25 protein-coding genes are annotated in these 24,957 nt (G+C 71.7%); 16 read left to right on the top strand and 9 right to left on the bottom strand.

Annotated features, from left to right (window positions below):
* The first annotated feature begins 195 nt into the window (after positions 1–195).
* On the top strand, positions 196–1,182 hold the full coding sequence (locus tag ACFWVV_RS23420) for an NAD-dependent protein deacetylase (RefSeq protein ID WP_384348467.1): 987 nt from the start codon (positions 196–198) through the stop codon (positions 1,180–1,182).
* On the top strand, positions 1,179–2,123 hold the full coding sequence (locus tag ACFWVV_RS23415; RefSeq protein WP_384348469.1) for an aldo/keto reductase family oxidoreductase: 945 nt from the start codon (positions 1,179–1,181) through the stop codon (positions 2,121–2,123). Before ACFWVV_RS23420 ends, ACFWVV_RS23415 begins: the two co-directional genes overlap by 4 nt.
* Positions 2,124–2,182: 59 nt before the next feature.
* Here ACFWVV_RS23415 and kstD read toward each other — a convergent pair whose 3' ends face one another.
* The 3 genes from kstD to ACFWVV_RS23400 all read right to left on the bottom strand — a co-directional run bounded on the left by kstD (position 2,183) and on the right by ACFWVV_RS23400 (position 6,481).
* Positions 2,183–3,949 (bottom strand): 3-oxosteroid 1-dehydrogenase, encoded by a 1,767-nt coding sequence (kstD, locus tag ACFWVV_RS23410; RefSeq protein ID WP_384348472.1) that lies wholly within the window; start codon positions 3,947–3,949, stop codon positions 2,183–2,185.
* A gap of 361 nt (positions 3,950–4,310) precedes the next feature.
* The gene (locus ACFWVV_RS23405) at positions 4,311–5,228 is read right to left on the bottom strand and encodes an SDR family oxidoreductase (protein ID WP_384348475.1); all 918 of its coding nucleotides are present in this window, start codon (positions 5,226–5,228) and stop codon (positions 4,311–4,313) included.
* Positions 5,229–5,386: 158 nt separating this feature from the next.
* Entirely contained in the window at positions 5,387–6,481 is a 1,095-nt protein-coding gene (locus ACFWVV_RS23400) for a glutamate--cysteine ligase (protein ID WP_384348720.1), read from the bottom strand.
* A gap of 323 nt (positions 6,482–6,804) precedes the next feature.
* On the opposite strand from ACFWVV_RS23400, the gene ACFWVV_RS23395 reads away from it, so the two are divergent.
* From ACFWVV_RS23395 to lexA, 8 genes are all read left to right on the top strand, one after another.
* Positions 6,805–7,923 (top strand): glycosyltransferase family 1 protein, encoded by a 1,119-nt coding sequence (locus tag ACFWVV_RS23395; protein WP_384348478.1) that lies wholly within the window; start codon positions 6,805–6,807, stop codon positions 7,921–7,923.
* On the top strand, positions 7,920–8,990 hold the full coding sequence (locus tag ACFWVV_RS23390; protein WP_384348481.1) for a glycosyltransferase: 1,071 nt from the start codon (positions 7,920–7,922) through the stop codon (positions 8,988–8,990). Before ACFWVV_RS23395 ends, ACFWVV_RS23390 begins: the two co-directional genes overlap by 4 nt.
* Positions 8,987–10,021: a glycosyltransferase gene (locus tag ACFWVV_RS23385; protein ID WP_384348484.1), complete on the top strand. Its 1,035-nt coding sequence runs from the start codon at positions 8,987–8,989 to the stop codon at positions 10,019–10,021. Before ACFWVV_RS23390 ends, ACFWVV_RS23385 begins: the two co-directional genes overlap by 4 nt.
* Positions 10,018–10,860, top strand: coding sequence for a glycosyltransferase family 2 protein (locus ACFWVV_RS23380; RefSeq protein WP_384348487.1), 843 nt, complete (start codon positions 10,018–10,020; stop codon positions 10,858–10,860). Before ACFWVV_RS23385 ends, ACFWVV_RS23380 begins: the two co-directional genes overlap by 4 nt.
* Before the next feature lie 186 nt (positions 10,861–11,046).
* On the top strand, positions 11,047–11,412 hold the full coding sequence (locus ACFWVV_RS23375; protein ID WP_384348489.1) for a hypothetical protein: 366 nt from the start codon (positions 11,047–11,049) through the stop codon (positions 11,410–11,412).
* Positions 11,413–11,688: 276 nt separating this feature from the next.
* On the top strand, positions 11,689–12,558 hold the full coding sequence (locus ACFWVV_RS23370) for a 4Fe-4S domain-containing protein (protein WP_384348492.1): 870 nt from the start codon (positions 11,689–11,691) through the stop codon (positions 12,556–12,558).
* 165 nt (positions 12,559–12,723) lie between these two features.
* Complete coding sequence (locus ACFWVV_RS23365) at positions 12,724–13,329, top strand: hypothetical protein (protein WP_384348494.1); 606 nt, start codon at positions 12,724–12,726, stop codon at positions 13,327–13,329.
* Positions 13,330–13,472: 143 nt separating this feature from the next.
* Positions 13,473–14,153, top strand: coding sequence for a transcriptional repressor LexA (lexA, locus tag ACFWVV_RS23360; RefSeq protein ID WP_384348497.1), 681 nt, complete (start codon positions 13,473–13,475; stop codon positions 14,151–14,153).
* A gap of 54 nt (positions 14,154–14,207) precedes the next feature.
* On the opposite strand, the gene ACFWVV_RS23355 is transcribed toward lexA, so the two are convergent.
* Entirely contained in the window at positions 14,208–15,035 is an 828-nt protein-coding gene (locus tag ACFWVV_RS23355) for a PaaX family transcriptional regulator C-terminal domain-containing protein (protein WP_384348500.1), read from the bottom strand.
* 207 nt (positions 15,036–15,242) lie between these two features.
* A complete protein-coding gene (locus ACFWVV_RS23350; RefSeq protein WP_384348503.1) occupies positions 15,243–15,545 on the bottom strand; it encodes a hypothetical protein in 303 nt (100 codons plus the stop codon).
* A 228-nt stretch (positions 15,546–15,773) separates the two neighbouring features.
* Between ACFWVV_RS23350 and ACFWVV_RS23345 the strand changes: the two genes are divergently transcribed.
* Complete coding sequence (locus ACFWVV_RS23345; protein WP_384348506.1) at positions 15,774–16,037, top strand: hypothetical protein; 264 nt, start codon at positions 15,774–15,776, stop codon at positions 16,035–16,037.
* Positions 16,034–16,399, top strand: coding sequence for a hypothetical protein (locus tag ACFWVV_RS23340; protein ID WP_384348509.1), 366 nt, complete (start codon positions 16,034–16,036; stop codon positions 16,397–16,399). Before ACFWVV_RS23345 ends, ACFWVV_RS23340 begins: the two co-directional genes overlap by 4 nt.
* 121 nt (positions 16,400–16,520) lie before the next feature.
* On the opposite strand, the gene ACFWVV_RS23335 is transcribed toward ACFWVV_RS23340, so the two are convergent.
* The 3 genes from ACFWVV_RS23335 to ACFWVV_RS23325 all read right to left on the bottom strand — a co-directional run bounded on the left by ACFWVV_RS23335 (position 16,521) and on the right by ACFWVV_RS23325 (position 19,232).
* Positions 16,521–17,243 (bottom strand): hypothetical protein, encoded by a 723-nt coding sequence (locus ACFWVV_RS23335; RefSeq protein ID WP_384348512.1) that lies wholly within the window; start codon positions 17,241–17,243, stop codon positions 16,521–16,523.
* A 271-nt stretch (positions 17,244–17,514) separates the two neighbouring features.
* The gene (locus ACFWVV_RS23330) at positions 17,515–18,453 is read right to left on the bottom strand and encodes an NADP-dependent oxidoreductase (RefSeq protein ID WP_384348515.1); all 939 of its coding nucleotides are present in this window, start codon (positions 18,451–18,453) and stop codon (positions 17,515–17,517) included.
* A gap of 149 nt (positions 18,454–18,602) precedes the next feature.
* Entirely contained in the window at positions 18,603–19,232 is a 630-nt protein-coding gene (locus ACFWVV_RS23325) for a TetR/AcrR family transcriptional regulator (protein WP_384348518.1), read from the bottom strand.
* 241 nt (positions 19,233–19,473) lie between these two features.
* Between ACFWVV_RS23325 and ACFWVV_RS23320 the strand changes: the two genes are divergently transcribed.
* A complete protein-coding gene (locus ACFWVV_RS23320; RefSeq protein ID WP_384348520.1) occupies positions 19,474–19,947 on the top strand; it encodes a PH domain-containing protein in 474 nt (157 codons plus the stop codon).
* The gene (locus ACFWVV_RS23315; protein ID WP_384348523.1) at positions 19,944–21,497 is read left to right on the top strand and encodes a PH domain-containing protein; all 1,554 of its coding nucleotides are present in this window, start codon (positions 19,944–19,946) and stop codon (positions 21,495–21,497) included. The genes ACFWVV_RS23320 and ACFWVV_RS23315 overlap by 4 nt, the downstream gene beginning before the upstream one ends.
* A gap of 61 nt (positions 21,498–21,558) precedes the next feature.
* Here ACFWVV_RS23315 and ACFWVV_RS23310 read toward each other — a convergent pair whose 3' ends face one another.
* On the bottom strand, positions 21,559–22,242 hold the full coding sequence (locus tag ACFWVV_RS23310) for an esterase/lipase family protein (protein WP_384348525.1): 684 nt from the start codon (positions 22,240–22,242) through the stop codon (positions 21,559–21,561).
* A gap of 466 nt (positions 22,243–22,708) precedes the next feature.
* On the opposite strand from ACFWVV_RS23310, the gene ACFWVV_RS23305 reads away from it, so the two are divergent.
* On the top strand, positions 22,709–23,959 hold the full coding sequence (locus tag ACFWVV_RS23305) for an acyltransferase (protein ID WP_384348527.1): 1,251 nt from the start codon (positions 22,709–22,711) through the stop codon (positions 23,957–23,959).
* A gap of 195 nt (positions 23,960–24,154) precedes the next feature.
* Positions 24,155–24,550 (top strand): hypothetical protein, encoded by a 396-nt coding sequence (locus ACFWVV_RS23300; RefSeq protein ID WP_384348530.1) that lies wholly within the window; start codon positions 24,155–24,157, stop codon positions 24,548–24,550.
* Positions 24,551–24,957: the final 407 nt, after the last annotated feature.

Raw genomic sequence — 24,957 nt, 5'->3', positions numbered from 1 at the left:
CATTCTGCGCCGGCCCACCGCCCTGCGCGGTGGGCCGGCACGCCACCTCCGGACAACGGGACCGCCCGCACGTCCGCGGGCCTCGCCCGGGGCAGCCGCCCCGGGCGGCCTTCCGTACGGCGGCCGACCGCGGCATTCGTACGTCGGCCGACGGGCTTTCGTACGCCGGCCGACCGGCTTTCGTACGCTGGCAGCATGCGTATGCGCCCCACCTTGAACTGGGTCCCCGACGGGGACCTGCCCCCCGGCACCTCCGATCCGGAGCCCGTCGCCGCGGCGCTGGGCCGCGGCGGCGTGCTGGTGCTCACCGGAGCGGGAATCTCCACGGAGTCGGGAATTCCCGACTACCGGGGTGAAGGCGGAAGCCTGAGCCGGCACACCCCCATGACCTACCAGGAGTTCCTCTCCGACCCGCAGGCCCGGCGCCGCTACTGGGCGCGCAGCCATCTGGGCTGGCGGGTCTTCGGCCGGGCCCGGCCGAACGCCGGGCACCTGGCCGTGGCGGCCTTCGCGCGGCACGGCCTGCTCTCGGGTCTGATCACGCAGAACGTCGACGGGCTGCACCAGGCCGCGGGCAGCGGGGGCGTCGTGGAACTGCACGGAAGTCTGGACCGCGTCCGCTGTCTGACCTGCGGCACGCTCGGGACCCGCCGTGAACTCGCCGTCCGTCTGACCGAGGCCAACCCGCATTTCGCGCCGGTGTCCGCCGGGATCAATCCGGACGGCGACGCGGACCTCAGCGACGCGCAGGTGGGGAACTTCCGGGTGGTGCCCTGCACGGTCTGCGGGGGTGTACTCAAACCGGACGTGGTGTTCTTCGGAGAGGCCGTCCCGCCGCAGCGGGTCGAGCAGTGCCGTGCGCTGGTCCGGGAGGCGGCCTCCCTGCTGGTTCTCGGGTCCTCGCTGACCGTGATGTCCGGGCTCCGGTTCGTCCGGCAGGCGGCCAAGGAGGACAAGCCCGTGCTGATCGTCAACCGGGACGCGACGCGCGGCGACCGCGAGGCGCTGGCCAGGGTGGCGCTGCCGCTCGGGCAGGTGCTCACCGACGTGGCAGACAGACTCGGCGTCCGCGTCGACGGTGTGCCGGCGCGCGGTCCCGCCGGTGAGGACCGGCTCCCCCGGGGCGGGCGGCCGACCGGAGAAGGCGGGCCCACCGGAGAAGAACAGGAGCAGGGCCGATGACCGCACCGTCCGCCGGCCTCGCCGGCCAACCGCTCTACGGGTGCATGGGCCTCGGCGGCACCTGGGACACGGAGCCGTACACCGCCGCGGACATCGCCGAGGCGGAGGCGGCCGTCCAGGCCGCGCTGTCCATCGGCATCACCGTGTTCGACCACGCCGACATCTACCGGCACGGCAAGTCCGAAGCGGTCTTCGGCGAACTGCTCGCCAGGGACGCCGGGCTGCGCGACCGCATCGTCCTGCAGACGAAGTGCGGTATCCGGCTGGCCGACGGCGAGCACGGCGGCCGGTACGACCTGCGCGGGCCGAGCATCGTACGGCGGGTCGAGGAGAGCCTCGTCCGGCTCCGCACCGACGTGATCGACGTGCTGCTCCTGCACCGGCCCGACCCTCTGACGGGCCCGGCGGAGATCGCGGAGGCGCTCACCTCCCTGCACGCGCAGGGACTGGTGCGGCGTTTCGGCGTGTCGAACATGAGCGCCGCGCAGATCGCGCTCCTGCAGTCGCACCTCGACGTACCGCTGGCGACCAGTCAGCTGGAGATGAGCCTGGCCGCCAGGGACTGGGTCGAGGCCGGAGTCCTGCTGAACACCAAGGCGGCGGCCGACAACGGATTCCCGCACGGCACGGTCGAGTACTGCCAGGCCCACGGGATCCAGCTCCAGGCCTGGGGCGCCCTCGCCCAGGGCCGCTACACCGGCCGGCACCCCTCACCGGCCGCGCGGCTCGTCTCCGGCCTCGCCACCCGCAAGGGCACGACACCGGAGACGATCCTCCTGTGGTGGCTCCGGCGCCACCCCGCCCGCATCGCCCCGGTCATCGGCTCCAGCAGGCCCGGGCGCATCCTCGCGTGCCGCGACGCCGTGCGGCGCGAACCGGAGCTCACCCACGAGGAGTGGTACGAGCTGTGGACCACCGCCAGGGGCGCGCCACTGCCCTGAGCGCGTCAGGAGGGACAGCGTCAGCCCGTGAGGGAGCACGTCGGCGCGCGAAGGCCACGTCAGCGCGCGGCCCGGTCGGCGATGTCCTGGGCGGCCAGGTATCCGAAGGTCATGGCGGGGCCGATCGTCGAACCCGCGCCCGCGTAGCTGTGTCCCATCACCGCGGCGCTCGCGTTCCCCGCCGCGTACAGGCCGGGAATGACCGAGCCGTCCTCCCGCAGCGCCCGCGCGGCGGCGTCGGTGACCATGCCGCCCTTGGTCCCCAGGTCTCCGGGGACGATCTTCAGGGCGTGGAAGGGCGGCAACCACAGGGGCGCCAGTGTGGAGTTGGGCCCGACCGCGGGGTCGGCGAAGTAGTGGTCGTACGCACTGTTCCCCCGCCCCTGGTCGGTGTCCTTGCCGGTACGGGCCTGGCCGTTGAACCGGTCCACGGTGGCGCGCAGCGCGCCCTGGGGCACGCCGATCGCGCGGGCCAGAGCGTCCAGGGTCAGCGCGGAGCGCACCGCGCCGGAGGAGTACCAGGAGGAGGGGAACGGCAGGGTGGGCGCCACCGTGCGGAAGAGGTAGCGGTTGCGGTAGTTCTGGTCGACCACCAGCCAGCACGGTATGCACGGGTCCGTGGGATGGCGGTCGTACATGCGGTGGACGACGTCGGAGTACGGCGCTGCCTCGTTGACGAACCGCCGGCCCGCCGCGTCCACGAACAGGCCGCCGGGCAGGGTGCGTTCGGCGAGGCAGAAGTACGGCCCTTCGGGCAGCGGGACCGTCGGCCCCCACCAGGCGTCGTCCATCAGCGCGAGTGCCGCCCCCGCGCGCTGTCCGGCCCGGATGCCGTCCCCCGTGTTCTCCTTCGCACCCATGGTCCACTCGGTGCCGATGGGCGCGCGCTGGTACTCCCGGCGCATCTGCGCGTCGTGCTCGAAACCGCCCGAGCCCACGATCACGCCGTGCCTGGCCCGGACCAGGCCCGGTGTGCCCGCCCGGTCCACCAGCACTCCGCCGACCCGGCCGCCTTCGGTGTGCAGGTCCACCAGCGGAGTGTTCAGCCACACCGGAACGCCCGCGTCCAGCAGGCCCTTGCGCAGTGCTCCCGCCAGCGCCTGACCCATCGTCAGCGGCTTCTCGCCGCGCAGTGCGGCCGCGGTGCCGCGCGCCAGCGCCTCGGCCGCGACCGCCGCGCCCTTGGCGCTGACCGCGGTCAGGTTCAGCCAGCGGTAGTCCTGGCTGAAGATCACCAGACCGGCGGGAACGGGCAGGTACGACGGGTTGAGGCGGGCCAGTTCCGGACCCAGCAGCCTGCCGTCGAAGGCGTCCGGCTCGATGGAGCGCCCCATCGCCAGACCGCCGGGCCGCTCGGGGTAGTAGTCGCTGTACCCCTCCATCCAGCGGAACCGCAGCGGGCTGTTGCGCATGACGAAGTCGATCATCTTCGGGCCGCCCGACAGAAAGGCCTGCTGCCGCTCCGCGGGAACCTCGTCCCCGGCGACCGACGCCAGATAGCGGGCCGCCTTGTCCGGGGTGTCGGGAACGCCGCGGGCCAGGATCACGGAGTTGTTGGGGATCCAGATGCCCGCCCCCGAGCGGGCGGCGGAGCCGCCGAAGGTCGGCGCCTTCTCGACGACCACACAGCTCAGTCCGCGGGCGGCCGCGGCGAGCGCGGCGGTGAGCCCGGCCGCTCCTGACCCCACCACGACGACGTCGTACTCCCCGACGACCGGAACGTCCGCCGCGTACGATCTCGCGCCGGATCCCAGCAGACCCGCACCGAGCGCGAGTCCGGTGGCGCCGAGCACGGCACGACGCGAGGGCGAAGAGACATCGTGCACGGCGACTCCCAGGGGTGACGGGACCGAGTTGACGGCGCGTCAGGAACTTGGCCGGTCGGGCTCGCAATGTCAAGGCACGGCGAATACAAGCCTGTTGGCCAATGACGAACCAGCCGCCCCCCTGCTCGCCGAGGCATGCGACGCCGGGGCCCCAGAGGCTCACGCGCGACGACGAACCCCGGAAGTCACGACTCTCTCGCGCGCCGGCGAGCCCCGGCCCCCCGACACTCACGCGCAGTGGCGAACCCCGGCGCTCCTGGTCTCTCGCGCGGTGACGAGCCCCGGCGCCCCTGGTCTCTCGCGCGGTGACGAGCCCCGGCGCCCCTGACCACTACGCGCGCAGGCGCCCCGCGGCGGTCGCTTACGGCAGCGGCGTACCACCGGTCGCGTTCATGATCTCCGCGGTGATGAAGCTCGCGTGCTCCGAGGCGAGGAAGACGTACGAGGGTGCCATCTCCGCGGGCTGGGCCGCCCGTCCCATCGGGGCCTGCGCACCGAACTCCTCGGTGTCCGGCAGCGTGGCCGGGATGAGCGGCGTCCACACCGGCCCCGGGGCGACGGCGTTGACCCGGATGCCCTTGTCGATCAGCATCTGCGCGAGCCCCTGCGTGAACGTGACGATGGCGCCCTTCGTCATGGCGTAGTCGAGCAGGTGCGGGCTCGGCTGGTAGGCCTGCACCGAGGTGGTGTTGATGATCGACCCGCCCGCGGGGATGTGCGGCACGGCCATCCTGCACAGCCAGAACATGCCGTACAGGTTGGTGCGCATCACCCGGTCGAACTGCTCGGTACTGATGTCCTGGATGCCTCCGGGCTGGGACATCTGGTACGCCGCGTTGTTGACCAGCACGTCGATCCGTCCGAACTCCGCCACGGCCCGCTCGACGAGCGCGCGGCACTGTTCCTCCTCCCGGATGTCGCACGGTACGGCCACCGCCCGGCGGCCGGCCTCCTCGACCAGGCGCGCCGTCTCCCGGGCGTCCTCGGCCTCCTCGGGCAGGTGGGTGAAGAGAACGTCCGCCCCCTCGCGGGCGTAGGCGAGCGCGACGGCCCTGCCGATGCCGGAGTCGCCGCCGGTCACGACCGCCGCCCGGTCGAGCAGGAGGCCGCTCCCCCGGTAGGACTCCTCGCCGTGGTCGGGCGCCGGGTCCATGGCTGCGGTGGCGCCCGGGGGCTCCTGGTCCTGCTGAGGGAAGGGGGGCTGCGGGTGCTTCGTCCTCGGGTCCTGCGGGGCGTTCGGGTCCTGGGGAGTCTGCGGGCCCTGGGGGGTGTTACCCATCGGTGCGATTCCTCCTGTGGTGCGGTTTGCTCCGGTTCATACGTAAAACTGCATCCCTGGCACTCCATGTGTCCCACGGACCGCGGTTTCACACCTGCCGATCGCCCCCGCGGCTCTCTTCCCCGCGCCAACGCGTCAGGACATGGCACTCTCGCCTGTCAGGACATGGCACTCTCGCCTGCGATCAATTCGATGACCGCTTCCGTGCCGCCCTGCGCGAAGGCGGTCCGCTGCCGGTCCGCTCCGGTGCCCTCCCGCAGAAGACGGTGGACCAGGCCGGTCACCTGCCGCATGTCGCCGGAGGCCTCGAGCGCGGGAGCCACGTGGCCCAGCAGCTGATTCAGCACGTCGCCGCTACTGCGGCGTCTGCCGTGCGGATCGATCAGGGCACTGCCGAGGCCGTGCCGGGACGCGTGCCACATGGCAGCCTGGAGCATCTCCGGTGCGCAGTCCGGCGCGGCAGCGTCAGTATGGGCTTCGGTCAGAGCGGTCTCCACGAGCGCGCGGGTGATCCCGGCGAGCATGACCGCGTCGTCCACCCTCAACTGGACGTCCATGCACCGCACTTCGACAGTGGGGTACCGCTCGGACAGACGGGCCTGCCAGTACAGCTGGCCGCAGTCCGAGATCACGTCGCTCTCCAGCAGGTGCCGCACACGCCGGTCGTAGTCGGCCACGCCGAGAAAGTGCGGCGGTACGCCGGTCACCGGCCAGCGGCCGAAAATCACGGTCCGCCAGCTGGCGAAGCCGGTGTCGTGGCCGTCCCACAGCGGTGAGTTCGCCGACATGGCTGTCAGGGTCGGCAGCCAGGCCCGGATGCGGTTGAGAACCTGCACACCCGCTTCGCGGCTGGGAACGGCGACGTGCACATGCATGCCGTTGATCAACTGCTCGGACACCAGCTGCGGCGCCCGCGCGCGCATGCTCCGGTAGCGGGCGACATCGGTGACGGCCACCGGGTGCACGTCGCGCAGCGGCGGCGTCGCGCAGGCCACGAACCGGCACCCGTGTGCCTCCGCGGCCGTCCCCACGGCGTGCCGCAGACGCATCAGATGTCCCCCGACCTCCTCCAGCGTGCCGCACACGGGGGTCGCCACTTCGACCTGCGCCTGCAAGAGCTCCGGCTGTACCTCGCGGTCGGTGGCGAGACTCTCCACGCCCATCGCCTGGCGCACCTTCTCCGCCAGTGCCACCGGGAGACCCCTGTCGGTGTCGATCAGTACATATTCTTCTTCCACACCGATCGTCGTCATCATCACCCTCTGCTCTGGACCCCGGGGCCCCAGCGGTCCGAAGCACGGCCTGCACGGGTGTTGCCATCCTCGGGCGGAGACGCGCAGTCCGCACCTCCGGGGATCCTCCGACCGGGTGCGCACCGATCGCGCGATGGGGCGGGACCCGGAAGCATGGGGGTCACCGCGCGGCAATCCTGAAGTGCTGTGCTTGGAGTTCGTTCCTGGGGGTACTCAGCGCGAGAGCAATGGGACAAAAGCGGCATAAGGTCCGAGCGGATCAGCAATACGGGCTGTCGGAGACGGCATCCCCCACCGCTGTGCGAGTCAGGAGCAGAGCGACGATGAACCACCACACCCCGGCCGCCACGTACGGGCCCGGAACCGGCACCGCGGTCTCCGCTGCCATCAGAGTCGCCTCGGTACCCGCCGGGCACGTGTACGTACGGCACTGCTCGGACCCGCGTGGGTCCGACGGGGTCGTCCGGCTTCGCGATCCGCGACCCAACGGGGCGCCCAGCACCTCCCAGCGCTGGTGGCCTCCGGTCATGCTCGACCCGGAGTGGGTGCACGCGCACCAGGCCGATTTCGATGTGTTCCATCTGCACTTCGGGTTCGACGCACAGTCACCGCAGCAGTTGAGCGACCTGGTGCGGGCCCTGCGGCAGCACGGGAAGCCACTGGTGTACACGGTGCACGACCTGCGCAATCCCCATCAGCCCGATCCCGCGGCGCACGACGCCGCCCTGGACGTCCTCGTTCCGGCGGCCGACCACCTGATCACGCTGACCTCCGGGGCGGCCGCCGAGATCGCGCGTCGCTGGCACCGTACGGCGACGGTCCTGCCGCACCCGCACGTCGTGGAGGAGCCCCGTCTCACCCGGCCCCGCCCCTCCCGCGACCGCTTCAGGGTGGGTGTGCATGCCAAGAGTCTGCGCCCGAACATGACCCTGCTGCCGGTCGTCCATGCCCTCGTGAACAGCCTCGGCGAGCTGCCCGACGCGGAGCTCCAGGTCGACATCCACCGCGAGGTGGGCGACCCGGACGCGCACGCCTACGCGCCCGGCGTGCTGAAGGAGCTCCATGACCTGGCCGACGCAGGGCGGCTTCGCCTCCAGGTGCACGACTACTTCGACGACGGCCAACTCTGGGACTATCTGTCGTCGTTGGACCTGTCCGTGCTGCCCTATGTGTTCGGCACCCACTCCGGCTGGCTCGAAGCGTGTCATGACCTCGGTACGGCCGTGGCCGCCCCCACCTGTGGGTACTACGCCGAACAGCGGCCGTGCCTCTCCTTCGACAACACGGAGCGGGGCGGTCTGAACGAGGCGTCCCTGGACGCCGCCGTGCGCGAGGCGTACCGGACACGTCCGCAGTGGCGTGCCACGGCGCCGCAGCGGGCCGCCGAACGGGCCTCGGTGGCCGCTGCGCACCGCACGATCTACGCCGAGCTCCTGGTATGAGTGCACCCCTGCGCATCGCGTTGATCGCGTCCGCCCGCTTTCCCATCAGGGAACCGTTCGCGGGAGGGCTGGAAGCACACACCTGGACGCTCGCGCGCGCCCTGAGGGCGCGGGGCCACCAGGTGGAACTGTTCGCGGCTCCGGACTCCGACCCCGATCTGGACGTCACGGAAATACCCGTGCACCGGCCCTCGCTGAGCACGGCGGCCCGGTCCGACGTCAGCATGCCGGACGCCAGGTGGATGGAGGAACACCACGCCTACCTCACGCTGATGCTGGACCTCGCCGGAGGCGGCGGGCGGGGTTTCGACGTGGTCCACAACAACAGCCTCCACTACCTGCCGGTCGCGATGGCACCGGCCGTGCGGGCCCCTGTGGTGACGACCCTGCACACCCCGCCCACGCCGTGGCTGGAGTCGGCCATCCAGACCTACACCCCCAGCGTCGTGACGTTCACCGCCGTCAGCGAGCACACGGCTGCCGCGTGGCAGCCCCTGGTGTCCAGGGCCCGGGTGATCCGCAACGGTGTCGACACCGCGCTCTGGCCCGCCGGTCCCGGCGGGCCGCACCTGGTCTGGTTCGGACGCATCGTGCCGGAGAAGGCCCCCCACCTGGCCGTCGAAGCCGCCCGCAGAGCCGGCCGTTCCCTGCGCCTGGCGGGCCCCGTCGGAGACCGGGACTACTTCGACAGTCGCCTGGCGCCGCTGCTGGGAGAGGACATCGGTTACGTCGGCCACCTGGACCGCCGCGCGCTGGCCGCCCTGGTGGGAACGTCGGCGGCGGCCCTGGTGACACCGCGCTGGGACGAGCCGTACGGGCTGGTCGTCGCGGAGGCGTTGTCCTGCGGCACACCCGTGTGCGCTTTCGACCGGGGCGCCCTCGGCGAGATCCTCACCCCGGAGTGCGGTCTGCTGGCGCCGCCCGACGACGTCGACGCCCTGGCCGGGCTCATCGACGACACGACGCGGCTCGACCGCCGCGCGGCACGGGAGCGCGCCGAACGGTTCTGCACCCTGGACGTCATGGCCGACGGCTACACCTCTCTGTACCAGGAGCTCGCCGCATGATCGGCTACTACGTGCACCACCAGGGGCGCGGGCACCTGCATCGCGCCGTCTGCGTCGCCCGGCACCTGCGCGCCCCCGTCACCGGTTTCTCCTCGCTCCCCCGGCCCGACGACTGGACGGGGGAGTGGGTCCGGCTGCCCCTTGACGTCGGCTCCGGCCATCGGGGCCCGGACGCGGTCCAGCCTGCGGACCCGACGGCGCGCGGGCGACTGCACTGGGTTCCACGCCACCACCCCGGCCTCAGGGACCGGATGGGCGCCGTCGCCGACTGGGTCACCCGGCGGGGCCCCTCACTGTTCGTCAGCGACGTCTCCGTCGAAATGACCCTCCTGGTACGGCTCATGGGCGTCCCCGTCGTGGCCGCGGCGATGCGCGGCGACCGCTCCGACCCGGCACACCAGCTGGGCTACGACGTGGCCGACGCCCTGCTCGCGCCCTGGCCGGCGTCCCTGCCGGAGCCCGGCTGGCCACGCGCGTGGCGGGACAAGACAGTGCACACGGGAGCCTTCTCCCGCTACGACGGCCGCCCCCGCGTGCGGGCAGCCTCCACCGACGGCACCCGCGAGGTCGTCGTCATGCTGGGCGCCGGCGGCGCGGGTGTCGACGACGACGGCTTCCGCCGGGCGCAGGCACGGACTCCCGGCTGGTCCTGGACCTTCCTGGGCGGGCCGGGCGGGCCGTGGATCGACGACCCGTGGCCGGTCCTGTGCCGTGCGGACGTGGTCGTGACCCACGGCGGTCAGAACGCCGTCGCGGAATGCGCGGCGGCCCGCGTGCCCACCCTCGTCGTCCCGCAGGACAGACCGCACGGCGAACAGCGGGCGACCGCCGAGGCACTGCGCACCGGCGGCCTGGCGACCGTGTGCGCCTCCTGGCCCGCGCCCGAGGAGTGGGCGGGGCTGCTGGACCGTACGATGCGGCACCGGTCGCCGGACCGGTGGGCCGGGTGGGCCCCCGGCGACGGGGCACGGCGGGCGGCGGACGCGCTCGACCGGCTGGCGGACGCCCCGCAGGGACGGCGGGTGGCATGAGAGTCGCGGTGATCACCCTGGTGGCGGGCCGCCATCGGCACCTACGGCTGCAACAGTCCGGTCTGGCAGCCGGCACGCGCCCGCCCGACCACTACGTGGTCGTCACCATGGGCGACAACGCTGCCCCGCTCGCGCTCGCCGGGCGGCGGCCCGCAGCGGAGACCGTCGCCCTCGCCCTCGACGCAGACGGGCGGATGCCGCTCGCGGCCGCCCGCAACGCCGGTGCCCGGCGAGCCGTCGCGGACGGTGCCGACCTGCTGGTCTTCCTCGACGTGGACTGCGTCCCGGGCGAGACGCTGCTCGCGCGCTACGCACAGACGGCGGCGGACGGCGCCCTGCTCTGCGGCACGGTCAGCTATCTGCCCCCGCCGCCACCGGAGGGATACCGCCTCGCCACGCTCCCCGGCCTCGCCCCGCCGCACCCCGGGCGGCCGGCGCCCTCGGACTCAACTGTGCTGCGCCACGGCGAACACCGCCTCTTCTGGTCCCTGTCCTTCGCCCTGACCACCCGCACCTGGCAGGACATCGGCGGTTTCTGCGAGGACTACACCGGATACGGCGGTGAGGACACCGACTTCGCCCTCCAGGCAGCGGGACGCGGCATCGACCTCTGGTGGATCGGCGGCGCACCCGCGTACCACCAGCACCACCCGGTGAGCCGCCCACCGGTCGAGCACCTCGACGACATCCTCAGCAACGGCGCCCTGTTCAAAAGACGTTGGGGCGTGTGGCCCATGGAAGGGTGGCTGCGGGAGTTCGCCGACCGAGGCCTCGTCACGCACGACCGGGACAGCGACACCTGGCGAAGGACCCACGACCCCCAGACCCTGCCCCGGTAGCCTCCCACCGGTGCGGCCGGCCGCTCCACACCCTCGCCGCCGCAGGAACGGATCATCTGCGCTTCACCTGCCGCAGACCGGAGTACGGTGGCAGGGCCGGGTGTACCCCGCATGCCGACACGTTCGTCATCGCTCTCGGAGAACGGCAAACCCGGGGGCCCGACCGCCCCCGAGGACGTAGGACCGATGTATTCGCAATCCTCCATCTCCAGCCACCGCAGCAGCCGTTCGGCGCCCACCGAAGAGGCGCTCCACGGACTGACCTGCGTCATCTGCGGCACCGACTACCGCACGGCGCCGGCCGCGGAGACCGTCGCGGTCTCCCACGGCGGTGAGGCCTCCGTGCTGGCCTGCCGGGGCGTGTGTGCCCGGATGGCCGGCGGGCCCGTCACCGGCCCGGACGCGACCGTGCCGCCCCTGGCCGAGCGTGTACGCCGGTACGAGGCCGCGCGGGCGGCGCAACAGGCCGACCAGGCTCAGAGGGACCAGACGCAGGGAGACCAGGCGCAGGGGGACCAGGCGCAGGGCGAGCGGCCGGGACAGGAGGCGTGAGCCTGCCGGCCGTTGACCGACGGCCGACAGCTTGGCGCGGAAAGAGCCGGCTCGGGGGGTCCGCCGAGGACGGGCGGCCGACCCGCTCCTGCCACGCCCCGACCTGTGAGCGGGACAGCCGCTGACACGTCGGCGGTCGCGGTACCGGCCCGGCCACGCAGATGGCACGGGGGCCGAAAGTACAAGATCGGCAGGGGCTTCCGGTTCCGGCCGCGGACGGGATATTCCTGAAGCGCGGCCCCGACCGGAGCCGTTTCCCCACGAAGGGAACCTGCCGTGGACGGCTGGTACGTGGACGACCGGTGCTTCAACTGCGACGTCGCCCGACAGCTCGCGCCCGATCTGATCGGCGAGGCCGGGGGAAAGTCCCACATCCTGCGCCCGCCGCGCGACGAAGCGGAGACGCGCCGTCTGCACGCGGCCGCCTTCTCCTGCCCCACCCGCTCGATCCGCCCCGGCTCCGGCCGGCCTGACCAGCGCCTCGATCCCTTCCCGATGGCTCTGGACAGCGACGTACTGCTGTGCGGCCACAATTCACCTCGCACCGCAGGGGCCAACTCCTACCTGCTCCTGCGGCCCTCCCGCACGGTCATGATGGTCGACACACCGCGCTGGAGCCGTGCACTCGCCACGCGGTACGCGGCATGGGGCCGGGTCACCGATGTGCTGCTCACCCACCGCGACCACGCCGCACACGGCCGCCGCTACGCGGACCACTTCGGCGCCCGGCTGTGGATCCACGAGGGCGACCTCGACGCGGCTCCGGACGCGGACCGGGTGATCCGAGGACTTGAACCCGCCGACATCGGCCCGGAGGTCACCGCGCACCCGCTGCCCGGCCACACTCCCGGCAGCGTGCTCTACCTCGCGGACGACCGGTACTGCTTCAGCGGGGACAGCTTCTACTGGTCGCGCACCACAGGGGACCTGGAAGTCACGGAGAGCGTCACCTGGTACTCCATCACGGAGCTGGCCGCCTCTCTCGCCCGGACGGCCGGACGCCTCCGGTTCTCCTGGGTCCTGCCGGGGCACGGCGACCGCCGCCAACTGCCGGCGGACGAGATGTCCCGGCGGTTGGAGGCGCTGGCAGAGCGCACACGACTGCTGGAGCCCCGGCCGGTGGACTTCTCCGCCGTCCGCTGGTGAGCGGACACGACGCTCTCTCCGCACTGCCCTGCTCCTTGATCGAATATTCGGTACGGCCCAGGGGTGAGGTCTGACAGGCTGTGGCCGGAGGGTGGGCGCGCCAAGGGGGGTGCGGTGCGCGGGAGCCACCGGGTCCCACCGCCCCAGGAGACCAGGAGTCGCGTCATGGGCGTGAGCATGGAGGTCCTGATCGCCGACTTCGGCCACCTCCGGGCAGTGCCGGCCGACCAGCGGGAGGACCTGCTCGAGCTGGCCGCCTTCGGTGCACCGGACGACTTCGACACCGTCTTCTCCGAAGGGTGGACCTGGCCCGAAGACGCCCACTGGTACGCCCGGTACGAGTTCCGCGGCACGCTCACCTCGTACAAAGCGCACTTCTGGGCGGGTGAGCGGTGGGAGAAGATGCGCCCCGCCGTCGAGCCCGGACCGCGGAACGCGATGGACGAGTTCAGCTCTTCCCTGTTCTGGGGCGAGTACAACTGGGCGGACACCCAACCGCCCTTCACTCCTTCCGTGCCCGTACGGGAGGAGAGGTGGGGCCGCGAGGCCATGCTGTGGTGCCCTCCCGAGGACGTGGCCGTCATCCACCGCTCCTGGGTACAGGTCGAGCGCGGCCTCCCCTGCCTGCGCGCGGCCTTCGACCGGTACGCCGTGGTTCCCAGCGGTTGGTTCCCCGACTTCGACTCCTTCGCGGAATTCGTCTCCGAGTGGGGAGACGTGGTAACCCAGGCCGCCCTCCGCGGCTGGGGCATCATCGGCCTGCGCTGCTGAGCCGGGCCTGCCTCCCCTCCCATCCGACCGAAGCGGTGTGGACCCCTGACCACCGGTGAGGCCGCAAAAGAGAATGCGCGTTCCTCTGCCGGACCGGTACGGGGTACGGTCGGCATACCGGGAGATCACCAACGGGGAGATTCATGCGCACGACGACCACCGCGGGGCCTGGAAGGCCCGCCGGCATCCGCACCCGTGCCGACGGGCTCACCGACCGCCAGTCCGCGATCGTCTCCGCGATCCGCAGGCACGTCGCCGAGCGCGGTTATCCGCCGTCGATGCGCGAGATAGGGAACATGGTCGGCCTGGCCTCCACGTCCTCCGTGTCCCACCAGCTGGCCGTGCTGGAGCGCAAGGAAATCCTGGAACGCGACCCGTTCCGTCCCCGCGCCTACCGCATCCGCGCCGGCCGGCACACCGCGTCGGCATCCGAGGGCCCGGGCTCCCCGGCCCCCGCGTACGTCCCGCTCGTGGGCCGTATCGCCGCGGGCGCCCCCGTCCTGGCCGAGCAGGCCGTCGAGGACGTACTGCCGCTCCCCCGGCAACTGGTCGGCGAGGGTGAGCTGTTCGTCCTCACCGTGTGCGGCCGGTCCATGATCAACGCGCAGATCCTGGACGGCGACCAGGTGGTCGTGCGCAGCCAGCCCGACGCGAACAACGGCGACATCGTGGCCGCCATGCTGGACGGCGAAGCCACCGTGAAGCGCCTCAAGCGCGACGGCACCGGCATCTGGCTCCTGCCCGAGAACGAGGACTTCGCCCCCCTCTGGGGCGGCGAAGCGGTCATCCTCGGCAAGGTCACCGCCGTCCTGCGCGCCCTGTAGAGCACCCCCTGCGGCCCTCCCCGCGCATCCCGGGACCTGGGTGGGGGCCGGGGGCTACAGCTGACTGCCGGTGACCTTCTGGACGTGCCGCATGCTCGGCTCGGCGAGCACGCCGTGCAGTTGCTGGAAGACCTTGCGCGCCGCGACCGCGTTCCAGTCGGCGGGCAGCAGCTCGGCGGGCAGCCCCGGGTCGAGGTAGGGCAGGCGGCGCCACTGGGTGAGCATCGGCACGTAGAGCCGGAACGCCTCGGCGGTGTCGAGGGCACTGCGACGCCGCGCCTGCCGCGCGGCGACATCGGCGTAGGCGTCGGTGAACTCCGCGTACTGCGTCTGGATCGCCGGGAAGTCCCACCAGCTGCTCACGTTGGTGCGCAGATCGGTGAAGGCCGCGTAGTCGGCGGCGAAGAGGTGCACGTAGTCGCTGAGTTCCAGGCGTACGAGCGTACGGCGCGCGTCGTCGAGCAGCCGGCCCGGCGCCAGCCAGACACCGGGGGCGATGTTCCCGAACCCCATCCAGGTCAGCCGGGTGCGCAGCTGGTGGCGGTGCGCGCGCTCGGATTCCGGCACGGAGAAGACGGCCATCACCCAGCCGTCGTGGAGATCCGCGGGTGCGAGGCTGGCGAAGATGCGCCGGTCGCCCTCGTCGAAGGTGTCCAGGACGGCCGGGCTCAGCCGGTAGCCGGTGGCTCCCTGCCGTTCGGGCTCCAGAACGCCCTTCTTCTTGAGCCGGGAGATCGCGGAGCGGACCGCGGGACTGTCCACACCCAGCTCGGACATCAGGGTGATCAGATCGGCGATGGAGACCCACCCGCCGGTACGGCGCAGGAACGCTCCGTAGACCGTACTGATCAGCGAGCTCGGCCGTGGGGGGCTGTCCGACATGATCGCCTTCCGTCGTGTGCGGTCGCGATCCTATCGAGCGGGGCGGGTGATGCCCCGCCCGGGTGCGGGCCCGTCGGCGGCCACCGCCGGTGGTGCGCGTGCCTCGTCGACGGCGCCCAGCGAGGTCGTCCAACGAGCCACGCCGGGCGGCTTCCCGCCCCCGCCCTCCGGCCGGGGGCAACCCTCAAGTGGCCCGTCCCCCGCGTCTCACGGTGTGTCGCCTGCGTAGTGGAGGCGGCACACCACGCCCGGGCCGCCCGGCGGGCGCGGCTCGCCGGGGCGCGGGTCGTACAGTGCGCGGCCGCCGGGCCACCGCGAGAGCTCGGTGGGCAGGGCGACACCGTCCTCGATGTCCTGCGGCCGCCGGTCCGTGATGTCGAGGAGCAGGCCGTCCAGCGGCCCGCCGACCAGAACGGCGTACCTGTGGTGGGGCAGCGGACCGGAGTGAGGGGTGTCGTGGTCCTGGCCGTACACCCGGCCGCGCAGCAGCTGTTCGTCATCGGCGTTCATGGGACCAGCCTCCCAGCCGCCACTGACAACGCCCCCTCCCTGCGCCGCCCCCGGCTCCGACCGGCCTGCCGCTCGCGCGGTCCCGGTGCCGCCCTCGGCACGGTCCTTCCGGCCGGTGGCCCCGCACCGAGCACCTCCGTACAGAATCCCCTCCTCCTGGGCCAAGCGACCGTCTGCCGGGAAACCGTCTGCTAGCCGCCGGTACCAGTACCTAGCTATGGTGGTGGCATGGGCAAGCAGACGAACATCCGGCTGGACGACGCCGTCAAGGCTGCCGCCGAGGACCGGGCCAAGCGCCGCGGGCTGAGCCTGCAGGGCTATGTGGCCGACTTGATCGAGGCCGATGTGAACCAGTCACGTGCCGCCTTCATGGCCGGTGCCGCGACGTTCCTGGCCGGGTACGCGGACGCCTTCGAGGCGGAGGTCGGTGAGGATCGGTACCCCGGCCTTCCGGAGGGTCCGGCGGAGAGCGCGCCGAGGAACGCCGCGTGAATCTGCGCATCGATCTCGCCTGGATCCTGGCAGTGGCACAGCAGATCCCGGGAGATCCCCAGGTCGTCGACTACGGGGTTCCGGTCGCGGCCGAAGCACGACACAGGGCGGAGGTGCTGGACCACGAGGTCTATCCCGAGCCCCACCACAAGGCCGCGGCGCTCCTGTGCGAGCTGGCGCGGAACCCCAGCCTGGAATCGAGGAACCTGCTCTTCGCGGCCACGGTGACGGCGGCCTACATGGCGGCCTGCGGCCTCCCGGTGAGCCCAGGTCTGGACACTGTTCTCCCCCTGGCCCGCGAGGCCCGGGACGGGCTTCCGGTGCGGGAGGTCGCCGCTCGTCTCAAGACCTGGACGAGCTGATCCGTCAGGCGCCGACAACCACGCCCGGCGTGCAGCCGGGGGCCGCTGCTTCTGCTGCTCCCCACCCGGGCAGCCCCGCAAGCTTCCGCGGGCACGGTTCAGTTCCAGTAGCTGCCGCCGGTCAACTCCAGTAGCTGCCGCCGGCCGCTCTCTGCGCCCATGTGGGGAGCTTGAGCTGCTGCCTGCAGGAGTCGATGGCTTCCGTCGCCCACTCCCGAAAGGCTTCGCGTGCCGCGGGGGCGACGCGGGCTTCGGAGGCTTCGGCTGCTTCGGAGGCTTGGGAAGCTTGGGAGGATTCGGCCAAGGCCTGCAGGCGCCGGGCGGACTCCTGTGCCTGGACCATCCATGACGCGTAGGCGTCCTCGGCCAGGACCTGGCCGAAGCGCCGCCGCGCGGTGGAGGTGTCTCCGGTCAGTCCGGCGAGGACCCCGGCGTGGTAGGTGTCCCAGAAGTAGCCGGGGCGAGGCTTTCGCAGAGTCAGGAAGTCCGCGGTGGACGGCAGGTCGGCGAACCTGGCCCGGTTCTCCCGCGCGAGGTCGGCGGCTCGCCGCGCGAGGGTCTGCGCGTCGTGGGCGAACTGGGTGGGGTTCACGAACCGCTCGAACCCGGGTTCGCGGCCGCCGACGTCGTATGCCAGGTGATCCCTGGCCTGCCACAGCCACATCACTCCGACGTTCAGGTAGCTGCCTGCGTTCCGGCTGGGCTGGAACTCGACGATGCCGAGCCACCATCCGTGGTCGTCGATCCAGGTGCGCGACCGTCCGTGCCGCTGGAGGCCGAGCGGTCCGAGTGCCTCGCGGGCTGCCGCCGTGACCAGCCGGGATGCCGTGGATATCGCGTCCATGCCGATCATTGTGTACTGCCTCGGCGCGCGTGCTCCGTTGGGGCCGTGCCCCGGTGTTCCGTCACCTCTGATCCTGCTGGGGCGGCCGTTGACCTGCGGCGGTGACGGGCTGAACCTCCCGGCGCTGTACGCCCGGGAGGCTTCTGGGGGCTGCGTGGGCTACGCGGCGGCGTACTTGCCGCGCGGCGGGCCCCGGGGTCCGCCCCACGGGAGGGGACTGCGGGATGTCGCTTCCGGGCGCCCCTTCCCGCGAGAAGCTTCGCCGATGGCCCTACGGAACGAGGACGATCTTGCCGCGCACCCGGCCGGTCGCGCTCAGGTCGTGCGCCTTCGCCGCCTGGTCGAGAGGGAGGGTCTCGGCGATCGTGGGACGCACTCCGTGGTGGTCGACCAGTTCGGCGAAGGCGGTCAGTACCGCGGGCGAGGGATCGAGGAAGAACTCCACGAACCGCACGCCGAGCTCCGCGGCACGCGCGGTGACCTCGGTGCGGTCCACTCCGACACCCACGACGTCCACGAGGATGCCGCCCGGCTTGAGGGTGGCGAGCGAGCGGGGGCCGTAGTCGTTGCTGATCGTGTCCAGTACCACGTCGATGTCGCGCAGCGCCGAGAAGTCCTCGACCGTGTAGTCGACCAACTCGTCCGCGCCGAGGCCGCGCAGATAGTCGTGCTTCGCCGCGCTGGCGGTACCGATGACGTACGCCCCGCGGGCCTTGGCTATCTGCACGCCGAGATGACCGACCCCGCCCGCCGCGCCGTGCACCAGCACTCGCTGGCCCGGCTGCACGTCGGCGTGGGTGATCAGCGCCTGGTATGCGGTGAACCCGGAGATGGGCAGGGCCGCGGCGCCGACGTGGTCCAGGGTGCGGGGCTTGGCTGCGAGGCGGTCCTCGCCCACCACGACGTGGTCCGCGTGGCTGCCGTGCGGCGGCGTGGTCCACCCGTACACCTCGTCGCCCACCTCGCACCGGGTCACCCCTTCGCCCATGCGCTCGACCGTGCCGCTGAACTCGTGGCCCAGGACGAGCGGCGGCGGGCCGAAGAAGTCCACCTTGCCCATGCGGACCTTCCAGTCCGCCGGGTTCATGCCCGTGGCCAGCACTCGTACCAGGACCTCGCCGGGGCCCGGGGCGGGAACGGGCACTTCGGCCACTTCCAGCACGTCGGAGGCGCCGATGGTTCTTTGCACAATCACTCTCGTCGTCGTCATACGGCTCATTCTGAATGATCTTGGCCGATAAACACACCCCCCTTTACCGGCGCCCGCGTGACAGACCTCCAACTCCCCTTACACATAGGCTTATTGGAAGCAGCTCACCGCGGCGGGCACACTAGCACCATGGCCGGATCCCTCCCGCCCTACTTCTCTCCCCCGCCCGCGAACACCGCCCCCAAGTGCGCGTCCAGCAGCCTGCGTACGGATTCCTCCGTGTGCACCCCGAGCAGCGTGTAGGCGGTGAGCCCGTCCACCAGGCTGATCAGCAGCATTGCCTCGTCGTACGGTTCGATGTCCCGCCCCTGCGCCAGCTCCCCCCTGTCCCGCGCCCGGCGCAGCACGTCCGCGAGGAATTCCGCCAGCTTGGGAATCCCCTCCTGCGCCTCGCCCCGCATCCGCTCGTCGTGAATCGCGCGCGCGAAGTAGGCCGCTCCCACCAAGGTCCCCACCCGGCTCCTGTCGTCCAGCGGCAGCATCCCCATCAGGCATTCCCGCACCATCGTCCGCGGTGAAGGCTCCCGTTGCAGGGAGGCCGCGACCGCGCCGATCCTTTCGCTGATGCGCTGCTCCGCAAGGGAGTTGATGTGCCGGAGGGCAAAGAGCAGCATCTCGTCCTTCGTGCGGAAGTAGTGCTGGAGCCTGCCCAGCGAGATGTCTGCCTCGGCGGCCACGTCGCGCAGGCTCACGCCGTCGAGACCGCGGGTGCTCGCGATGCGCCACAGAGCCTGGGCGATCTCCTGGCGCCTCGCCTCGTGGTCCACCTTCTTCGGCACGGGTGCTCCCGTCTCCTCGTCTCGCAACTCTCGGATCGATCAGAGTCTCGCAACTCTCGGGGCGATCAGAACTGCCGGGACTTATGCCCTCGCCCCGGAACCCGCGCTTTCGCAAGTCACTTGTACCGTTGTACCGTATCGCTATCCAGTACAGTTGACTTGGAAAGGGCCCGCAGTGTCTTTACGTCCCCCACCCCCACCCCACTCCACCGCCCCCCGCTTGAGACGACCCTGCCACCGGGTGTCTCCTCTGGCCCGCAACTGGTGGACCCTGCAGGCGTTTCTGACGGTGAGCGGGCCGACGCTCCTCACGGCGCTCACGCTCGCCGTCGCCTCCTGGCTCTTCTTCCCGGGCGCGCTCCCGTGGCTCGGACCGCTGCTACTGGTCGCCCTCGTGCTGCCCGCGCTCGCCTATCTGCTGCTCATGCCGCGACTGCGGTACGCCGTGCACGCCTGGGAGCTCGGCTCGCAGTCCGTGTATGCGGTCAGCGGCTGGCTGTGGCACAAACGCCGGATCGCCCCGCTCTCCCGGGTGCAGACCGTCGACACCGTACGGGGCCCGCTCCAGCAGAGGTACGGACTGACGACACTGACCGTCACCACGGCCTCCACCGCGGGCGACATCAGGATCAGCGGGCTGTCCGACGCGGACGCCGACGAGCTGTCCCGGCTCATCGGCCGCGCCGCCGAGGCGGTACCCGGAGATGCCACATGAGCCGGATCCCGCACCAGCAGACCTCGTACCCCCACACCAGTGCACCCCCGAACGCCGACGAGCACACCGACACCTGGCAGCGGCCCGCCGCCCGCACGCTCCTTGTGCACTGCGGGTGGCTCGCCCCGCCGCTCGGCTCCCTCCTCCTCACCCTGCTCGCCACCGGCGGCCGTCTCCCCCCGGGCGCGCTCCTCACGCTGACCGCCCTCGCCGCCTCGTTCGCCGTCGTCACCGCTGTCGGCCTGATCAGCTGGACCCGTACTCGCTACCGGGTCACGGCCGAGGCGTTCGAGCTGCGCGGCGGGGTACTCAACCGGCGCCTGCGCACCGTGCCGCTGCACCGCGTACGCAGCGTCGACACCACCGCGCCCCCGCTGCACCGGCTGCTACGTCTCGTCGTCGTACGGGCCGGCTCCACCGGGTCGGGCACGGGCGGCGGACGCGGCGAGATCACCCTCAACGCGGTCACGGTCCGCGAGGCGCACCGACTGCGCACGGCACTGCTCGCGCACAGGCAGACCGCGGACACACTCGTCACGAGCCCCGAACTCAGCCGCATCGACTGGCGCTGGCTGCGCTACGCCCCGCTGACCTTCTGGGTGATCGGTGGCGTGGGCATCGTCGCGGGCACGGTCTACCGGATCTTCGACGCCCTCGGCATCGAACTGTGGCGGGTGGGGTTCGTCCAGGACGCGTTCTCCGCATTCGGCCACAGCATGCTGTGGCTGACCGTGCCCGCCGTGCTGCTCGCCGTACTCGCCGCCGGTTCACTCGGGGCAGTGGTGATGTACGTCGAGAACTGGTGGGGCTACAGCGCCACGTGGACCGACGCGCACACCCTGACCGTACGGCGTGGACTGCTGACCACCCGCTCGTCCGCCCTCACCCGCGACCGGCTGCGCGGCGCGATGCTTCGCGAGCCCCTGCTCCTGCGAGCTGCGGGAGGGGCCGGGGTCACCGCGGTCGCGGGCGGGCTGGGGAGCCGGGAAGAGGCACAGGCCCGGGGCGTGCTGCTCCCGCCGGCGCCGCGCGCGGAGGCCCTGCGCGTGGTCGCGGGGGCGCTCGGACTGGCCCGGCACCCCTTCGCCGGCGAGCTGACCCCGCACCCCCTGGCAGCACTGCGCCGCCGGAGGATGCGCGGACTGCTGTGCGCCGTTCTGCCGGGGACAGTGGCGCTCCTCGTCCTGGGGGCGCTCCTGACCCCTGTCCTGCTGCACGTGGCCTGGGCGTACGCGCTGCTCGCGACAGCGGTGACCTGGCTGCTGGCCCGTGACGCGTACCGCAGCCTCGGCCACGGCCTGCGGGGCGATCACCTGGTGGTCAGGTCGGGCACCTTCAGCCGTGACACCGTCGCGCTCGAGCGGGCGGGGGTCGCCGCGTGGACGTTCACCACCTCGCCCTTCACCAGACGATCCGGCCTGGTCACCCTCACGGCCGCCGTCGCGGCGGGCTCCCACGCGTACCACGTGCGGGACTTGGCGTCCGGTACGGCGGTCACGCTTGCCCTGGCCACGCGACCGGGTGTTCTCGAGGAGTTCCTGGAGCGGTAGGCGGTAGGCGGTAGTCGTCCGGGGGGTACGCGGCAGCGGTGGGAATCCGGGAGGGGACGCCCTAGCGGAGGTGTGCCTTGACCTCTTCGTAGACCCTCTGGTCACCGTGCAGGTCGCTGTGGCCCAGGCAGGCCGTGGTGTGGTTGACGGCCCCGGTCAGGACGACGCTGTCGCGCGGGTTGATGACGTTGTCGCACGGGGAGGCCCACGTGGCGTATCGGGTCGAACCCGGGGTCTCGTCGCCGGAGTTGAGGGCGCGCAGGAAGCCGGATCCCGGTCGCATCTCCACGCAGGAGGCGCCGCCGCACCAGTGAGCGGTCGCGGTCCCGTGGTTGGGTCCGGCGAGAGAGACCCAGGCGTCCACCTTCGAGGCGCCCTTGAGGTTCTTGAGGTAGTAGCGGGAAGAGAGGCTTCCCATGGAGTGGGCGACGACGTCGACCTTGGTGGCGCCCGTGCGGTCCAGGACGCGCTGGATCTGTTCGGCCAGCTGGGCGGCGGTCGTGGCGTTGGACTGGGTGGTGTCGTAGGTCCACTGGTCGAGGCGGCCGGACGGCCAGCCGTCGCTCCTGAAGCGTCCGGCCATGGTCTGCCAGGTGGAGCCGTCGGAGTTCCAGCCGTGGACGAAGACGACCGGGTCGGGGCGGGCGGCCGTGGACCGGACACCGGTCGCGGCCGCGGGCACGGGAAGGAGGGATACGAACGCAAGGAGGAGCGCGCACACGCTCCGCGACAGGTTTCTGATCACCGGGGATGTCTAGCGCGCGCACGGTGCGAACGACCGTGCCCGCCCGGGACGTTCACCCGTACGACCGCAGGGTTTCACCGCAGAAACGTGCCAGCAGGTCCCGGTGGAGGGTGTGGGCTCGTTGGCGCCTGCTCCATGGCGTGCGGCGGGGGCGCACGTGGGAGTGCGCGAGGACTGCGGCTGGGTTCGGGGCTGCGCGACCCGGCGGCATGGTGCGGCACGGGACGCGGCACGGCTGAGCAGCAACGCTTCTCCTGCGAGCAGAGCACGGCTCCTGCTGCAGGCTGAGCAACGCTTCTCCTGCGGGCTGAGGACCGCTCCTCATGCAGGCTGTCACACGCTGCCCCCTCCATCGTGGGTTGCCGTCGCAGGGCATGGAGAGCAGGCTGGGTGGAGTCCGTTGCGGGGCCGGCGTCCGACGGACGACCCGCTCACAACTGGTGGCGTACGGGCGACGGGGGCCCAGATGACGACTACGCGCACGGAGCCGATGCGAGGGCCGCTGCCGGAGCGGCGGCCGGAGTTGGACGCGATCCGGATGCTGGTCGTCGTGGGGCTGGTCTTCTTCCACTCGGCGCTCGTCTTCGCCACCGACGACGACTATTACGTGAAGAACGCCGAGACCACCGAAGCCGTCATGATCATCGCCGGATTCGGAGTCGTCTGGGCCATGCCCGTGCTCTTCCTGATCTCCGGCCTCGGTGCCCGGTATTCGCTGCGGCACCGCGGCGCGGGCGGCTTCGCCAAGGAGAGGTTGCTGCGGCTCGGTGTGCCGCTGCTTTTCGCGACCCTCGTACTGAACCCGCTGCCGCAGTGGCTACGGCAGCGTTCAAGTGGCGGTGACCACCAGCACGAGTCCTACTGGCGTTTCCTGCCACGCTTCTACGACGTGCACATGGAGCCCGCGGAGTTCCCCTTCGTCGTGCAGGGCGAGTACTTCGAGACCGGTCACCTCTGGTTCGTGGTGCTCCTCCTGACGTACTCGCTCCTGCTGATTCCGCTGCACCGCTGGCTGCCCCACGAGCGCGTCCGCCGCCTCGGCGGGCGAGTGGCGGAGGCGGCACTGCGCCGACGAACCCTGGTGTTCCTGCCGGCTGTCGGCCTCGCGGCCCTCTGTGCCTTCGCGGGGCTGGAGGAGGACTACGCGGGCTGGCACCGCTGGTCGTACCTGCTCTTCTTCGTCGCCGGTTTCGTGCTCGCCGCCGACGACCGCTTCCGCATCGTGCTGCGGCGTGCGGCCCCGGCGGCGGCCCTGCTCGGCGTCCTCCTGTTCGGGGCGGCCGGCCCCGGTTTCGCCCTGGCAGAGGAACCCTTCACTGCGACGACACCCCTGGCCACCGCCTCAAGGGCGCTGTTCGGTGCGGCCGGGTGGTGCCTGGTGGTGGCCATCCCGGGCCTCCTCGACCGCAGGCAGGCCCGGCAGTCGCGTTCGGCAGCGCCTCACGAACCGTACGAGGCCCAGAGCCGGCCGCGGAGCCGGGCCGTGACGATGCGGCGGCGACTGTACGGCCATCTCGCCGCCGCGGTCCTGCCGTTGTACGTCCTGCATCAGCCGATCGTGGTCGTCGTCGCGTACTTCGTCACCGGCTGGTCGGCGCCGATTGTGGTGGAGTACGCCGTACTGGTGACGCTCTCACTCGTCGTCACCCTCAGCGCGTACGAGCTGCTCGTCCGCCGCACTCGGACAACGCGGTTCCTCTTCGGGATGCGGCCCTAGATGACCAAATCCCAGGGGGTCAGTGATCGTACGAGTGAGCGAGCGGAGGATGGCACGTCGGTGCGGTCGTTGTGCCGGATCTCGGCGGTCGGCGCAAGGATGCGCGCCGGAGCCACATCCCAGCCAACTCCGGCCGCTCGTTGAGCAGTTCGTCGGCCTCCGCATAGATTGATCGCTGTCGCGAGGAGTGTCCAGGTGAGGAAGTCCGTGATCGACAGCGAGAGTCCGCCGTACAGCGCCGGAGCCTGGGCCGTTGGCTGGGTCATTTTCCTGGGATCCGGCTTTGCGGCCTCCGTGCTGCTGAGCAACGCCTGGCACGACTGCGACATCGGTATCAACGCCTCGGCCAATCTCGGGGCCCTCGTCCTGGCATCGACCTCCATGGCCGCAGCCTCCACGTTGCTGTGGGGGCTCATGCGCAAGGTCACCGGCCGTCGCCGGTTGCTGCCTCCCCTGCTCATGACCGTGGCCGCAGCCGCCCCCCTGCTGTGGCCCCTCATGGCGTTCTGGCACGCGCCTGACGGATATCCGGTCAGCTTCTGTGCACCCGACAACGTTCCGCCGTGGTGGCCGGGTTGGCTTCCCGTGTGAGGCCGGCGTGAGGAAGGATGCGGCACTGACCCCTTGGAATTGATCATCTGAATGAGCCCTGCGGTCAGCCCGTCGACAAGCTGGGCGAACCCGGCGCGTTGGCGGCCCGGTCAGCGCCGTGTAGAGCGGCGGCTGCAACTCGTCGGTGAGGTGTTCTGCCCGCTGCCGTCGGGGGGCCAGGGGGTGCGGCACCGGGGGCGGGTCGGGCCAGCCGTAGTGACTCGCCTGTCCGACGCCCGGGTGGACGACCATGGCCCCCCGGACGCTGAGGCCGCTCAAGCGCACCGCCAACAGGGTGCAGGCGCTGCGGTGTTCGCGCAGTACGTGGAGGCGCCGCCTCGCTCCGCCCAGGCAATCAGCTGGGGGCCGAGGAACCCCTGCACCGCCTGGACCACCTCGACCTGTGC

It is taken from the genome of Streptomyces sp. NPDC058663 (assembly GCF_042716745.1).
Lineage (GTDB): Bacteria > Actinomycetota > Actinomycetes > Streptomycetales > Streptomycetaceae > Streptomyces.
This window is presented reverse-complemented; position numbering and strand designations above follow the sequence as displayed.

Coding starts and splice junctions, on each gene's coding strand:
- ACFWVV_RS23420 (WP_384348467.1), top strand. CDS start 196: ATGCGTATGCGCCCCACCTTGAACTGGGTCCCCGACGGGGACCTGCCC.
- ACFWVV_RS23415 (WP_384348469.1), top strand. CDS start 1,179: ATGACCGCACCGTCCGCCGGCCTCGCCGGCCAACCGCTCTACGGGTGC.
- ACFWVV_RS23405 (WP_384348475.1), bottom strand. CDS start 5,228: ATGGGTAACACCCCCCAGGGCCCGCAGACTCCCCAGGACCCGAACGCC.
- ACFWVV_RS23400 (WP_384348720.1), bottom strand. CDS start 6,481: ATGACGACGATCGGTGTGGAAGAAGAATATGTACTGATCGACACCGAC.
- ACFWVV_RS23395 (WP_384348478.1), top strand. CDS start 6,805: ATGAACCACCACACCCCGGCCGCCACGTACGGGCCCGGAACCGGCACC.
- ACFWVV_RS23390 (WP_384348481.1), top strand. CDS start 7,920: ATGAGTGCACCCCTGCGCATCGCGTTGATCGCGTCCGCCCGCTTTCCC.
- ACFWVV_RS23385 (WP_384348484.1), top strand. CDS start 8,987: ATGATCGGCTACTACGTGCACCACCAGGGGCGCGGGCACCTGCATCGC.
- ACFWVV_RS23380 (WP_384348487.1), top strand. CDS start 10,018: ATGAGAGTCGCGGTGATCACCCTGGTGGCGGGCCGCCATCGGCACCTA.
- ACFWVV_RS23375 (WP_384348489.1), top strand. CDS start 11,047: ATGTATTCGCAATCCTCCATCTCCAGCCACCGCAGCAGCCGTTCGGCG.
- ACFWVV_RS23365 (WP_384348494.1), top strand. CDS start 12,724: ATGGGCGTGAGCATGGAGGTCCTGATCGCCGACTTCGGCCACCTCCGG.
- lexA (WP_384348497.1), top strand. CDS start 13,473: ATGCGCACGACGACCACCGCGGGGCCTGGAAGGCCCGCCGGCATCCGC.
- ACFWVV_RS23355 (WP_384348500.1), bottom strand. CDS start 15,035: ATGTCGGACAGCCCCCCACGGCCGAGCTCGCTGATCAGTACGGTCTAC.
- ACFWVV_RS23350 (WP_384348503.1), bottom strand. CDS start 15,545: ATGAACGCCGATGACGAACAGCTGCTGCGCGGCCGGGTGTACGGCCAG.
- ACFWVV_RS23345 (WP_384348506.1), top strand. CDS start 15,774: ATGGGCAAGCAGACGAACATCCGGCTGGACGACGCCGTCAAGGCTGCC.
- ACFWVV_RS23335 (WP_384348512.1), bottom strand. CDS start 17,243: ATGGACGCGATATCCACGGCATCCCGGCTGGTCACGGCGGCAGCCCGC.
- ACFWVV_RS23330 (WP_384348515.1), bottom strand. CDS start 18,453: ATGACGACGACGAGAGTGATTGTGCAAAGAACCATCGGCGCCTCCGAC.
- ACFWVV_RS23315 (WP_384348523.1), top strand. CDS start 19,944: ATGAGCCGGATCCCGCACCAGCAGACCTCGTACCCCCACACCAGTGCA.
- ACFWVV_RS23305 (WP_384348527.1), top strand. CDS start 22,709: ATGACGACTACGCGCACGGAGCCGATGCGAGGGCCGCTGCCGGAGCGG.